11 protein-coding genes are annotated in these 13,440 nt (G+C 67.5%); 3 read left to right on the top strand and 8 right to left on the bottom strand.

Going from position 1 to position 13,440, the window contains the following annotated elements; genetic code table 11:
• The first annotated feature begins 6 nt into the window (after nucleotides 1-6).
• The 3 genes from dnaK (at nucleotide 7) to radC (ending at nucleotide 4,000) form a co-directional block, all read left to right on the top strand.
• Complete coding sequence (dnaK, locus tag KTN05_RS09710) at nucleotides 7-1,923, top strand: molecular chaperone DnaK (RefSeq protein WP_217329198.1); 1,917 nt, start codon at nucleotides 7-9, stop codon at nucleotides 1,921-1,923.
• Between the two features lie 77 nt (nucleotides 1,924-2,000).
• Nucleotides 2,001-3,164, top strand: coding sequence for a molecular chaperone DnaJ (gene dnaJ / locus KTN05_RS09705; RefSeq protein ID WP_217329197.1), 1,164 nt, complete (start codon nucleotides 2,001-2,003; stop codon nucleotides 3,162-3,164).
• Nucleotides 3,165-3,223: 59 nt separating this feature from the next.
• The gene (gene radC, locus KTN05_RS09700) at nucleotides 3,224-4,000 is read left to right on the top strand and encodes a DNA repair protein RadC (protein WP_217329196.1); all 777 of its coding nucleotides are present in this window, start codon (nucleotides 3,224-3,226) and stop codon (nucleotides 3,998-4,000) included.
• A gap of 3 nt (nucleotides 4,001-4,003) precedes the next feature.
• Here radC and uvrC read toward each other — a convergent pair whose 3' ends face one another.
• The 8 genes from uvrC to KTN05_RS09660 form a co-directional block, all read right to left on the bottom strand.
• Nucleotides 4,004-5,893 (bottom strand): excinuclease ABC subunit UvrC, encoded by a 1,890-nt coding sequence (gene uvrC, locus KTN05_RS09695; RefSeq protein ID WP_217329195.1) that lies wholly within the window; start codon nucleotides 5,891-5,893, stop codon nucleotides 4,004-4,006.
• A 297-nt stretch (nucleotides 5,894-6,190) separates the two neighbouring features.
• A complete protein-coding gene (locus KTN05_RS09690; RefSeq protein ID WP_217329194.1) occupies nucleotides 6,191-6,976 on the bottom strand; it encodes an SDR family oxidoreductase in 786 nt (261 codons plus the stop codon).
• A gap of 106 nt (nucleotides 6,977-7,082) precedes the next feature.
• Nucleotides 7,083-7,874, bottom strand: a complete 792-nt coding sequence (locus tag KTN05_RS09685; RefSeq protein ID WP_217329193.1) for a S49 family peptidase — start codon at nucleotides 7,872-7,874, stop codon at nucleotides 7,083-7,085.
• 45 nt (nucleotides 7,875-7,919) lie between these two features.
• A complete protein-coding gene (locus KTN05_RS09680; protein WP_217329192.1) occupies nucleotides 7,920-8,795 on the bottom strand; it encodes a ribokinase in 876 nt (291 codons plus the stop codon).
• A gap of 84 nt (nucleotides 8,796-8,879) precedes the next feature.
• Entirely contained in the window at nucleotides 8,880-9,659 is a 780-nt protein-coding gene (locus KTN05_RS18100; RefSeq protein WP_371823330.1) for a cytochrome c1, read from the bottom strand.
• A gap of 873 nt (nucleotides 9,660-10,532) precedes the next feature.
• Nucleotides 10,533-11,855, bottom strand: coding sequence for a cytochrome b N-terminal domain-containing protein (locus KTN05_RS09670; protein WP_217329191.1), 1,323 nt, complete (start codon nucleotides 11,853-11,855; stop codon nucleotides 10,533-10,535).
• Nucleotides 11,856-11,869: 14 nt separating this feature from the next.
• Nucleotides 11,870-12,448 (bottom strand): ubiquinol-cytochrome c reductase iron-sulfur subunit, encoded by a 579-nt coding sequence (gene petA / locus KTN05_RS09665; RefSeq protein ID WP_254368103.1) that lies wholly within the window; start codon nucleotides 12,446-12,448, stop codon nucleotides 11,870-11,872.
• 221 nt (nucleotides 12,449-12,669) lie between these two features.
• Nucleotides 12,670-13,374 carry a hypothetical protein gene (locus KTN05_RS09660; RefSeq protein ID WP_217329190.1) on the bottom strand — a complete coding sequence of 235 codons (705 nt, stop codon included), beginning with the start codon at nucleotides 13,372-13,374 and terminating at the stop codon, nucleotides 12,670-12,672.
• Between the last annotated feature and the right edge of the window lie 66 nt (nucleotides 13,375-13,440).

Genomic DNA, 13,440 nt, shown 5'->3' with positions numbered 1-13,440 from the left:
AAACGCATGGCCAAAGTCATCGGTATTGACCTCGGAACCACGAACAGCGTCGTCGCTATCATGGACGGCAGCCAGCCCAAGGTGATCGAGAACTCGGAAGGGCAGCGCACCACGCCCTCGATCGTGGGCTTCACCGAAAACGAACGCCTCGTCGGCCAGCCCGCCAAGCGGCAGGCCGTGACCAACCCTGAAAACACCGTCTTCGCCGTCAAGCGCCTGATCGGCCGCCGCATCGGCGAGCCCGAGGTGGAAAAGGACCGCAAGCTCGTCCCCTACACGATCGTGGACGGCGGCAATGGCGACGCCTGGGTCGAAACCCGTGGCGAGAAATATTCCCCCGCGCAGATCAGCGCGATGATCCTTCAGAAGATGAAGGAAACCGCCGAATCCTATCTTGGCGAAAAGGTCGAGCAGGCGGTCATCACCGTTCCGGCCTATTTCAACGACGCCCAGCGTCAGGCCACCAAGGACGCGGGCAAGATCGCCGGCCTCGAAGTGCTGCGGATCATCAACGAACCGACGGCTGCGGCGCTCGCCTATGGCCTCGACAAGAAGGACAGCAAGACGATCGCGGTCTATGACCTCGGCGGCGGCACCTTCGACATCACCATTCTGGAAATCGACGACGGCCTGTTCGAGGTGAAGTCCACGAACGGCGACACCTTCCTCGGCGGCGAAGACTTCGACATGAAGGTCGTCAACTACCTCGCCGACGAGTTCAAGAAGGAACACGGCGTCGATCTGACCAAGGACAAGATGGCGCTTCAGCGGCTCAAGGAAGCTGCCGAAAAGGCCAAGATCGAACTGTCGTCCTCCAGCCAGACCGAGATCAACCAGCCGTTCATCTCGATGGACAAGAACTCGGGCACGCCGCTGCATCTGGTGATGAAGCTGACCCGCGCCAAGCTGGAAAGCCTTGTCGGCGATCTCATCAAGCGGACCGTCAAGCCGCTGCAGGAAGCGCTGAAGGATGCCGGCCTGTCGAAAGGCGACATTGACGAGGTCGTGCTGGTCGGCGGCATGACCCGGATGCCCAAGGTCATCGAGGAAGTGACCAACTTCTTCGGGAAAGAGCCCCACAAGGGCGTCAACCCCGATGAGGTCGTGGCGCTTGGCGCGGCCGTGCAGGCGGGTGTTCTGCAGGGTGACGTGAAGGACGTCGTGCTGCTGGACGTGACGCCCCTGAGCCTCGGGATCGAGACGCTGGGCGGCGTGTTCACGCGCCTCATCGACCGCAACACGACGATCCCGACCAAGAAGTCGCAGACCTTCTCGACCGCCGAGGACAACCAGAACGCCGTGACGATCCGGGTGTTCCAGGGCGAGCGCGAGATGGCGGCCGACAACAAGATGCTCGGCCAGTTCAACCTTGAAGACATCCCCCCCGCGCCGCGCGGCATGCCGCAGATCGAGGTCACGTTCGACATCGACGCCAACGGCATCGTGTCGGTCAGCGCCCGCGACAAGGGCACCGGCAAGGAGCAGAAGATCACGATCCAGGCCTCGGGCGGCCTGTCCGACGACGAGATCGACAAGATGGTCCGCGACGCCGAGGCGAATGCCGAGGCCGACAAGGGCCGCCGCGAGTTGGTCGAGGCCCGCAACCAGGCCGAAAGCCTGATCCACTCGACCCGCAAGTCGCTGGAAGAGCATGGCGACAAGGTGGACGGCTCGACCGTCGAGGTGATCGAACTGGCGGTTGGCGCACTGGAAGACGCGCTGAAATCCGACGACGCCGGCAAGATCAAGGGCGGCATCCAGAACCTGATGGATGCGTCCATGAAACTGGGCGAGGCGATCTACAAGGCCGGTCAGACCGATACCTCGGCTGGCGGGGCGGATCGCGACGAAGGTCCTCGCGGCGTGGACGACGACATCGTCGATGCCGACTTCGAGGATCTCGGCGAAGAGAAGCGGAAGTAAGAGTTCCGCACCGCTTGGCCGGCCCGTGTTTACCCGCGGGCCGGCTTTTCTTTAGACAGACCTGACACCGGAAAATCATGGCAAAGCGCGATTTCTATGACGTTCTTGGGGTGGCGCGCGGCGCGTCGGCCGACGAGATCAAGAAGGCCTACCGCGCCAAGGCCAAGGAACTGCATCCCGACCGCAATCCCGACTGCGACAAGTCCGAGGGCCGCTTCAAGGAAGTGAACGAGGCTTATGACTGCCTCAAGGACCCGCAGCGCAAGGCGGCCTATGACCGCTTCGGCCATGCCGCCTTCGAGGGCGGCGGGGGCGGGTTCAACGGCTACGGCGGCGGGCGCGGCGGTAACGGCGATTTCGGCGCCGCCTTCGCGGACGTGTTCGAGGATCTCTTCGGCGAGATGATGGGCGGGCGCGCGGGCGCGAGCCGCAGCCGCGCCAGCCGCGGGCAGGATCTGCGCTACAACCTTCAGGTTTCTCTGGAAGAGGCGTTCGCGGGCCTGCAGAAGACGATCAGCGTTCCCGGCTCGGTCGCCTGCGGCGAATGCGACGGCACCGGGGCCGAGGGCGCGGTCGAGCCCGCCACCTGCCCCACCTGCGCCGGCATGGGCAAGGTCCGCGCCAGCCAGGGTTTCTTCACCGTCGAGCGCACCTGCCCGACCTGCAACGGCCAGGGCCAGATCGTGAAGAATCCCTGCACCGCCTGCGGCGGCGCGGGGCGCGTCGAAAAGCAGCGCGCGCTGTCGGTCAACATCCCCGCCGGGGTGGAAACCGGCACCCGCATCCGCCTTGCCGGCGAGGGCGAGGCAGGGCTGCGCGGCGGCCCGCCGGGCGATCTTTACATCTTCGTCGAGGTCAGGGAGCACCCGATCTTCATGCGCGACGGGCGGATGCTCGCCTGCCACGTCCCCGTCAGCATGACGACCGCCGCGCTTGGCGGCGAGGTCGAGGTGCCGACGATCGACGGCGGCCGCTCGCGCATCAAGGTGGCGCCCGGCAGCCAGACCGGCCAGCAGATGCGCCTGCGCGGCAAGGGCATGCCGCCCTTGCGCCACGGCCCCGGCATGCAGGGCGATTTCGGCGACATGCTGGTGGAGCTGTCGGTGGAAACCCCGGTGAACCTGACCGCGCGGCAAAAGGAACTGCTGCGCGAGTTCGACGGGATCGGCGCGGACAACCACCCCCAGACGTCCAACTTCTTCGGCAAGATCAAGACTTTCTGGGAAGGTCTGGGGGCCTGAGCTGCTTTCCGGGTCGGCGCTTAACCTCGCGTTAACGGCTTGCCGTCTAGCATGGCGGCATGTCCGGGAATCACTTTCAGGAAGCCTCACCGTCGCTGTTCCGGTTCGATCCGGCGGCCGACGACGTGCAGCCGGTTGACCTTCCCGCAAGGGGGGCGAGCGAGCCCAGCTACATCAAGGATCACCGCGCCCGCCTGCGCGACCGCTTCATGCAGGGCGGCGCAGCGGCGATGCCGGATTATGAGCTGCTGGAACTGGTGCTGTTCCGCGCAGTCCCCCGGCAGGACATGAAGCCGGTCGCCCGGCGGCTGCTGGACCGTTTCGGCGACTTCAACCGCGTGCTGTCAGCCGAACCTGCCCGGCTCGCGGATGTGGAAGGCGTCGGCCCCGCCATCATCACCGAACTGAAGATCGTGGCCGCCGCCGCCCAGCGTCTGGCCCGTTCGCGCGTCATCCAGCGCCCGGTGCTGACAAGCTGGGCCGCGCTGCTGGATTACTGCCACACCGCCATGGCGCATGGCGAGATCGAGCAGTTCCGGGTGCTGTATCTCGACCGCAAGAACGTGCTGATCGCGGACGAGGAGCAAGCGAAAGGCACCGTCGATCATGTCCCAGTTTACCCTCGCGAGATCGTGCGCCGCGCGCTGGAGCTGAACGCCAGCGCGATGATCCTCGTCCATAATCACCCCTCGGGCGATCCGACCCCCAGCCAGCCCGATATCGACATGACCCGGCGCATCGTGCAGGCGGCCGAGACGATGAGCATCACCGTCCACGACCACCTCATCATCGGCAAGGACCGCGAGCTGAGCTTCCGCGCCTCCGGGCTGCTGTAGGGGTCAACCCTGCCCGTGGAAATGATCGTGGATCGCGCGCGCCATGGTGTCCGAAATGCCCTCCACCGCCTGAAGATCCGCGAGGCCCGCCCGCGCGACCGCCTTGGCGCTGCCGAAATGCGACAGCAGCGCCCGTTTGCGCGCCGTGCCGACGCCCGCGATCTCGTCCAGCGGGTTCGCCATCGCCAGCTTCGTGCGCCGGGCGCGGTGGGTGCCGATCGCCCAGCGATGCGCCTCGTCCCGCAGGCGCTGGATGAAATACAGCACCGGATGGTTCATCGGCAGGGCGTAGGGCCGCTTGCCGGGGCGGTGGAACTCCTCCTTGCCGTGGTCGCGGTCCTGGCCCTTCGCCACGCCGATGATCGGAATGTCGTCCACGCCCAGATCGGCCAGGATCCCCTGCACCGCCGACACCTGCCCCGCCCCGCCGTCGATCAGCAGAAGATCGGGCCACGCCTCGGACGCGCGGTCCGGGTCGTCCTTGAGCAGGCGCGAGAAGCGCCGCGTCAGCACCTCGCGCATCATGCCGAAGTCATCGCCCGGCGTGATCTCCGTCCCCTTGATGTTGAACTTCCGATACTGGTTCTTCATCCAGCCCTCGGGCCCGGACACAACCATGCCGCCGACCGGGGCCGAGCCCTGGATGTGGCTGTTGTCATAGATCTCGATCCGGCGCGGCACGGTGGGCAGGTCGAAGACATCGGCCAGCGCCTCCAGCAGCTTGTGCTGGGCGGCGCTTTCGGCCATCCGGCGCGACAGACTCTCGCGCGCGTTGCGCAGCGCGTTCTCGACCAGCTCCGCCTTTTCGCCGCGCTGGGGGACGCCCAGCACGACCCGGCGCCCCGCGCGGTCGGACAGAAGCTGGGTCATCAGGTCCATGTCCTCGATCCCGTGGCTCAGCAGGATCATGCGCGGCGGCACCTTGCCGTCGTAGAACTGGCCGAGGAACGCCTCCATCACCTCGTCCGGGGATTCGACGCCGCCGAGCCGGGGATAGAAGTCGCGGTTGCCCCAGCCCTGGTTGCCGCGGATGAAGAAGACCTGCACGCAGGCCTGCCCGCCCTCGATGTGCAGCGCGATCACATCCGCCTCGGCCACGCTCTTGGGGTTGATCCCCTGCACCGACTGGACGGCGGTCAGCGCCTTGATCCGGTCGCGCAGCGCCGCGGCGCGCTCGTATTCCATGGCCTCGGCCGCCTGCGCCATCTCGGTGGCGAGATTGGCCTGCACGGCGGTGGACTTGCCCTTCAGGAACCGTTCGGCATCCGCGACCAGCGCCTGGTAATCCGCCAGCTCGATCCGCCCCACGCAAGGGGCGCTGCACCGCTTGATCTGATGCAGAAGGCACGGGCGGGTGCGCGAGGAAAACGTCGCATCCGTGCAGGACCGCAGCAGGAACACCCGCTGCAACTGGTTCAGCGTGCGGTTCACCGCACCGGCGCTGGCGAAGGGGCCGTAGTAATCCCCTTTTTCCGACTTCGCGCCGCGGTGCTTCTTGATCTGCGCGAAGGGATGCGATTTCGCGACGAGGATGTTCGGGAACGACTTGTCGTCGCGCAGCAGCACGTTGTAGCGGGGCTTCAGCTGCTTAATGAGGTTCTGCTCCAGCAGCAGCGCCTCGGTTTCGGTGCGCGTGCTCAGGAACATCATGCTGGCCGTGTCGCGGATCATCCGCGCGATTCGCGCAGAGTGGCCGGACGGCCGCGCGTAGTTCGACACCCTCGCCTTCAGGTTGCGCGCCTTGCCGACATAGAGCACGGCGCCCTGCGAATCGAGCATGCGATAGACGCCGGGGCTGCTGTCCAGACGGCGGCAGTAGTCCGCGATCAGCTTGTGGCCGGTCAGTGCCGGCGGGGGCTCGGACGGGGGGATGAGGGGGTCGGGTTCGTTCATCGCATCAAGAAAGTGATTCCCGCAGCACCCCGCAAGGGCGACCGGAGGACAAGAGGATTACTGTCCACGGAAACTGTGGATAACTCTGTGGAGCAGCGCCGGACTGAATCGCCCCATGCCAGCGTTTGAAGGGCTTTACGGAGTTTGCCTGTTTTCTGGGCAGTCTTGCAGGCCATTGATTTCCAACAGAACTTTATATCGGCGCGGGAAGGTCATGTTTTAGTTGACGGTTTCGCGACAATCTGGACGCGCTTTCGTGCGTGGTGGACAACCTGTCGCATGTGCAGAAATCTCGCCCTATTCAGGGCCGATGACATCCGGCGTTCGCCAGGCCAGATGCTGCCCGCCATCCACGCAGATCAACTGGCCCGTCACGGCGCGGGCTTTCAGAAGATAGTCCAGCGCGGCGGTGACATCGCCCGCATCGGCGCCGCGTTCGAGGATCGTCGCGGCCCGCTGGCGGCGGAAATGCGCTTCGGTCTGCCGCTCTCCCCGCATGGTCGGACCGGGGCCGATGGCGTTCACCCGCACGTATGGGGCGAGCGCCTGCGCCAGCGTTCTGGTCAGCGACCAGAGCGCGGCCTTGGCCAGCGAATAGGTCATGAACTCGGGCGTCGGCTTCAGGACGCGCTGATCGACCATGTTGACGATCAGGCCGTGCGCCTCGGGCTCCTGCCCCTCCGGGGTCGATGCGGGGGGCAGTTGGGCGGCGAAGTGCTGCGACAGCACGAACGGGGCGCGCAGGTTGGACCCGATGTGGCGGTCCCACGAGTTGCGGGTCGCCGTGGCGATGTTGTCATACTCGAAGATCGAGGCGTTGTTGACCAGAACGCCCAGCGAACCCAGCTGCTCGACCGCGCGGGGCACCAGCGCCTCGACCTGATCGAGGTCCAGCAGGTCCGCCCCAAGCGCGACCGCGCGGACTCCGAAGCCGCGGGCCTCGGCGGCCGTGCGCTCGGCCTCGTCGGCGGAATGGTTGTAGTGGATGGCCACGTCATGGCCCGCCTGCGCAAGCTGCAGCGCCATGGCGCGTCCCAGCCGCCGCCCCGCGCCGGTGATCAGCGCCGCGCCCTCAACGGCCACGGCGGATCCCCAGGACACGCAGCAGCATCCGGCGGAACGCCGGTCCCGTGAACAGCGCGACAGCGATCAGCAGCAGAAGGCAGAGGATGACGCCCTTGATCACGGCTCAGCCCCCCAGATCCGGCCAGCGGCTGCGCTCGGCCAGCGCATCCACCAGATCGTCCGCCGACATGCCCATCCGGCGAAGGAACGGCTTGCGCACCCCGTAGCGGCGCAGGCGCACGTCGTCGCCGTAAAGCTCGCGCAGCTTCGGTTCCATGTGGGCGATGCCGTCGGCAAGGCCCAGTTCGACCGCCTGCGGGCCGGTCCAGATGTCGCCGGTGAAGAGGTCCGTTTCCTGCGCCAGCCGCGCGCCCCGCCGCGCGACCACCTGCGCCTTGAAGGCGTCGTGCATCGGCCGCATCAGCCGCTCCAGCCGGGCAACGTCTTCGGGGTTTTCGGGCCGGAACGGGTCCAGCATCGACTTCGAGCGGCCGGCGGTGTGGACCCGCCGCTCGATCCCGTGACGGGCGATCAGGTCGGAAAAGCCAAAACCGGCCGCGATGACGCCGATCGATCCCAGAAGCGAGCTGTCGTCGGCCCAGATATCGTCGGCCGCGCTCGCGAGCCAGTAGCCGCCCGAGGCCGCCACGTCCTCGACGAAGGCATGGACGGGCAGCCTGTGGCGCGCGGCCAGCCGCCGGATGCGAGCGGCGATCAGCGAGGACTGCACCGGCGAGCCGCCCGGAGAGTTGACCGACAGCGCCACCGCGCGCGGCCGCCCCTTGCGGAACGCGCGCTCCAGCAGGGGGCCCAGGGCTGCATCCGACAGGCCCGCGCCGCGCGAGGCGGCGCCGATCGTGCCGTGCAGGCGGATCACCGCCACGGAAGGCGCGGGGTTGAGGAAGGGAAGGCGCATGGGTGGCAGATATGCGCTGCGGGCTGCGCCCGCAAGCGCGGCGGGTCAGGTCTGGCGCGACATGAAGGCGCGGACCTCGGCCAGGGTCGGCATGGCGTCCGCAGCGCCGGGGCGGGTGACCTGCATCGCGGCAGCGGCGGCGGCGTGGCGCAGCGCCCCGGCGGCAGTCTGCCCGGCATCCAGCCCCGCCGCGAACCAGCCGGTAAAGCAGTCGCCTGCCCCCGTCGTGTCCACCGGCGTCACCGCAAATGCCCCCTGTGACGTCACCTCCCCCGAGCGGAGATCGCGGTATTCCGCCCCGCGCGCGCCCAGCGTCACGACCATCCCCTCGCATGGCAGGTTGGCCCCGAGTTCCGCGGCAAGATGCGCGGCCTCGCCCGCGTTGACGGCGAGGATCGCGACATGGGGCATGACCGCCCGCACCGCCTCGACCTCGAATGGCGCGGCGGAGTAGATGACGCGGGCGCCAGCCGCGCGGGCATGTGCAGCGGCTGCCTGTTGATGCGCGGTTTCGTTCTGCAACAGCAGGGTGTCGGCGGGTCCGATTTCGGACAGCGCGTCCAGAACCGCCCGCTCGGCCATGGCGCGGTTCGCGCCGGCATGGACGACGATGGCATTCTCGCCGCTGTCCTCGACCATGATGATGGCGTGGCCGGTCGGCTCATCCGGCAGGCGGGCGATCCGCGACACATCCACGCCGGCCCCGCGCAGGCGATCCAGAGCCCAGCCGTCCGCTTCGCCCATCGCGCCGATATGCCGGACCTCGCGGCCTGCCAGCGCCGCCGCGATCGACTGGTTGGCGCCCTTGCCGCCCAGCCCCAGCGTCAGGCTGCGCGAAGCGATCGTCTCGCCGGGCCGGGGCAGCGTCTGCAGCCGATAGACATGATCGATGTTGATCGAACCGAAGTTGAAGATGGCCATGCCGCCCCTCCGAAAAGCCCACCCCCGAAACGAACGAACGCGCCCCCATGGGACGCGTTCTGTGTATCCAGCCTGGCGATCCGCTCAGCGGTCGTCGCCCAGCTTGTCCTTGCCGTGCTTGAGCGGCCACCACAGGCGCTGGTTGGTGAGATACAGCAGCACCGTCAGCAGGATCAGGAACAGCACCGAGACCAGCCCGACCTGCTTGCGGTCCATCAGCTTGGGTTCCGCCGCCCACATCAGGAAGGCCGACACGTCCATTGCAAGGTTGTGCAGGTCGGCGGGCGAGCCGTCCTCGTAGGTCACCATGTCGTCCATCAGCGGCGGCGCCATCGAGATCCAGCCACCGGGGAAGGTGTGGTTCTCGTAGTAGAAGGTGCCGGCCTGTTCGTTGGTCTCCTCGGTATAGCCGGTCAGCAGCGAGTAGATATACTCGGGGCCGCCCATCCCGCTGACGAGCTGGCTGATGCCGGTGCCGTAGGGACCGTGGAAGCCGGCGCGCGCCTTCGCCATCAGCGACAGGTCCGGGCCCATGCCCTCGCCGGTGACTTCGGGGAAGAAGTCGGTCGGCAGGCGCGGCCGTTCCTCGCCGGTTTCAAGGTCGATGATCGACATCTGCGCGGCATAGGCGCGGACCTGATCCTCGGGGAGGCCCGGCCCGTTCTCGTCGGCCAGCGTGCGCAGGGCCACCTGCTTCAGCCCGTGGCAGGCCGAGCAGATCTCGGTGTAGATCTGCAGGCCGCGCTGAAGCTGGAGCTGGTCGTAGGTGCCGAACGGCCCCTCGAACGAGAAGCTGACATCCTCGATATGCTGCTCGTGGGCGACCGCGACAGCTTCCTCGGCGACGACCTCCTCGGGCGGCACCTCGTCGGCGGCCGCCTCTTCTTCGGCCGGGGCTTCCTCGGCAGGAGCTTCTTCGACAGCCTCTTCGCCGGCGGGGGCCTCCTCGACAGCCGCTTCGTCAGCCGGGGCCTCTTCAACGGCCGGCGCGTCGGTTTCGACGACGACCGGCGCCGTCACGGCGTCGAGGGTCGCGGAGTCGGGCAGGCCTTCCTGCGGGGCGGCGGGCGGTTCGCCTGCCGTAACGGTCGGGACCGGCTCGGCGGGGGCGCCCTCGGGTGCGGCGGTGCCCGTCGCTGCGCGGGTCTGCGCCTCGGCCGGGTTGGCCTGCGGGGCCGGAGTCTCGCCCTCGGCGGTGGGCCGCGGGGTCTGCTCGGTCGTGATCGTCGGCGTGGGCTCCGCCTCGGCATCCGGGTCGGTCATGGGCAGCAGCGGCTGCTCGGCCGGAACGCCGGTTGCGCGGGTTGCGGCGGGATCGCCGGTGCCAGTGGTGCCCGCCGCGACGTTGCCCGGCCCGGCGCTCGATGCGCTCTCACCCGAGATGTCCGCGTCCGTGATGGCGGCGGTCGGCTCGGCCAGCAGGTCGGCGCTGCTCTCGTCCGCGTCGGCGATCGCACCCGGGACCGGCGCGCCGGTCTCGGTCGGCTCCACGTTCGCCTGCGAATCGGCGGTGCCGGCCTCATCGGCGGGCACGCCGCCGATGGTTTCCACGTTGCTCGTCCCGTCCGGGCCGCGCGTCACCACGGTGCCGGGGCCGGTCAGCGCCGGGGCGGCGGCGCCGGGCTCGTTCAGCGGCACGGCGATCGTGCGCTGCTCCTGCGCGTGGGCGGTCATGCCGAGCGTGAGCGCCGCGACCGCCGTCAGCGTAACGGTTCTGAAGGTCATCTCGACGTCTCCTTACTCGGCCGGATGGGCGGACTGCCCGTAGTGTTCGTTGAATTGCTGCTCGATCGTGGCAGGCATCGGGCTCGGCTTCTCGATCAGGCCCAGCAGCGGCAGGATGATCAGGAAGTAGGCGAACCAGTAGGCCGCGCCGGCGAGCGAGATGTAGGGATAGATCCCTTCGGCCGGCATCGCCCCGGCCCAGGTCAGGACCACGAAGTCGATGGCCAGCAGCCAGAACCACCACTTGAACTGCGGCCGGTAGCGGCCCGAGCGGACGCGGCTGGTGTCCAGCCACGGCGCCAGCGCCATCACGATGATCGCCCCGAACATCGCCAGCACGCCGAAGAACTTGGCGTCCACGATCCCGAAGGTGATCCAGTTGACGAACATCACGACCCAGACATCGGCGGTGAAGGCGCGCAGGATCGCGTAGAACGGCAGGAAATACCATTCGGGCACGATATGCGCGGGCGTCACCAGCGGGTTCGCCTCGATATAGTTGTCGGGGTGGCCGAGATAGTTCGGCATGAAGCCGACAACCGCGAAGAAGATCACCAGGATCAGGGCCAGCGCCACGAGGTCCTTGATGACGAAGTAGGGGAAGAACGGAACGGTGTCGCGGTCGGCTTCCTCGCGCGAGGTGCGGCGCACCTCGATGCCCGTCGGGTTGTTGTTGCCGGTGGTGTGGAACGCCCAGAAATGGACGACGACCAGCGCGGCGATCACGAAGGGCAGCAGGTAGTGCAGCGAGAAGAAGCGGTTCAGCGTCGCGTTGTCCACCGCCGGGCCGCCGAGCAGCCAGGTCTGGATCGCCGGGCCGACGCCGGGGATCGCGCCGAACAGGCCGGTGATGACGGTGGCGCCCCAGAAGGACATCTGGCCCCACGGCAGCACATAGCCCATGAACGCCGTCGCCATCATCAGGATATAGATCAGCATCCCGATGATGAAGGTGATCTCGCGCGGGGGCTTGTAGCTGCCGTAATAGAAGTTGCGGAAGATGTGCAGGTAGACGGCGAAGAAGAACAGCGACGCGCCGTTCATGTGCAGATAGCGCAGCATGTAGCCGCCGTTCACGTCGCGCATGATGTGCTCGACCGAGCGGAACGCCATGCTCACATGCGGGGTGTAATGCATCGCCAGCACGATGCCGGTGACGATCTGCAGCACGAGGCAGAAGGTCAGCACGATGCCCCAGATCCACATCCAGTTGAGGTTCTTGGGAGTCGGCAGGGTGACGAAATCGACGATCAGCTCGACGATCGGCAGGCGGCGGTGAAGCCAGCGCTCAGCCCTGGTCTTTGGTTCGTAGTGATCCGTGGGGATACCGGCCATGGTGTCGCGTCTCCTCAGCCCAGCTGGATGGTGGTGTCGTCGATGAAGGCGGCGACGGGAACCGGCAGGTTGGTCGGCGCGGGGCCCCTGCGGATGCGGCCCGACGTGTCGTAGTGCGACCCGTGGCAGGGGCAGAACCAGCCGCCGAAATCGCCCGCGCCGTCACCGATCGGCACGCAGCCCAGATGGGTGCAGACGCCGATCATGACCAGCCAGCGGCCTTCCTCGTCCAGCGTGCGGTTCTCATCCAGCGCGGGCTCGCCCGGCTTGTTGGCGTTCTCGGCACTGTTGTCGATCAGCGCCGCGTCGTCGTCGGCGCGGGCCTGGTCGATCTCGTCCTGTGTGCGGTGACGGATGAAGACGGGCTTGCCCAGCCACTTGACCGTCAGCTGGGTGCCTTCGGCGACGCCGCTGATATCGACCTGGATCGAGGACAGCGCCTGCACGTCGGCCGAGGGGTTCATCTGGTTGATCAGGGTCCAGGCGGCAGCCCCGGCCGCGACGGCGCCGGCACCGGCGGTCGCGTAGTAGAGGAAGTCCCTCCGGGTTGCGCCGTGATCTCCTGCGTTATCATCTGCGTGGGACACGGGCATTCTCCAATTCGGGGCCAGCGCGGAAGGGCCGGGCCGATACGATCATGGGGCCACCCTCGCCAGACAGCCCTCGCAGCCGCGGTTCTAGCCGTCAACATTCCGCCCGTCCAGCGGCGAGCCGCCTTCGCGGTGATGCATTTGGCCGCAGGTGTGGGATTTGTGACGCGGCCGCAGGGCCGCAGGGCCGCAGGACCCCGGCGGGCGCGGATGATCGCCGCGGATCAGTGCCGCGGCGCCTGCCCCGCCGCGGTCGCGTTCCAGCCTTCCATCGCGCCCCGCGAGGCCGGATCGGCCGCCCGCCGCGCCGCCGGCAGATGGGCGATGGCGAGGCCCAGCAGCCACCACGATACGAGCTCGATGCTTTCCTCGATATGTCCGGCCTGGGTATTGACGCGGGCGGAAACGGTGATTCCCACATCCAGCAGCTTGCGCCCCAGCCCGTCGAGCGTCTTGGCGGCCACCGTGAGAACCCCGGCAAGCAGGACCGCGATGGCGTGAAACTCGACCCGCTTCAGGTCCTGCCACCATGGCCGCGCATTGCGGGTGACGATCCGCCAGATCACCACCAGCGAAAAGAGAATCGCCAGACTGCCCAGAAGCTTGACCGCTATCGGCGCGTCGCCCGTATAGGTCCGCAGCTTCAGAAGGCCGTGCTCGGTGAAGCGCTTGTCGAAATCCATCTCGCGCATGGCGAACAGCAGAAGCAGGGCGGGGATCTGCCATTCGCGCCACCCCGCCCGGCCGTGGACGGCGAACCAGCAGATGATGGCCTGAAACAGCAGCACGACCGAGCAGAATTCGACCGTGCGCCCCTCCTTGAAGAACAGCGCCGGGTCGTCCAGCCAGAACCACCCGAGCGCCAGCATGAGCAGCGTGGGAAGGGTGATGAAAGCGACCAGGCGCTGCGAAAGCGACGCGCGCATCATGGCGATCTCCTGTGCCACAAATATGATCGTGTAACAGGGTGATGACGAAAGGGCCAGAATCGGGGG

This window comes from Paracoccus sp. Z118 (genome assembly GCF_019061185.1).
In the GTDB taxonomy this organism is placed as follows: Bacteria; Pseudomonadota; Alphaproteobacteria; order Rhodobacterales; family Rhodobacteraceae; genus Paracoccus.
The sequence above is the reverse complement of the archived record's forward strand: the minus strand, read 5'-3'. Positions and strand labels throughout refer to the sequence as shown.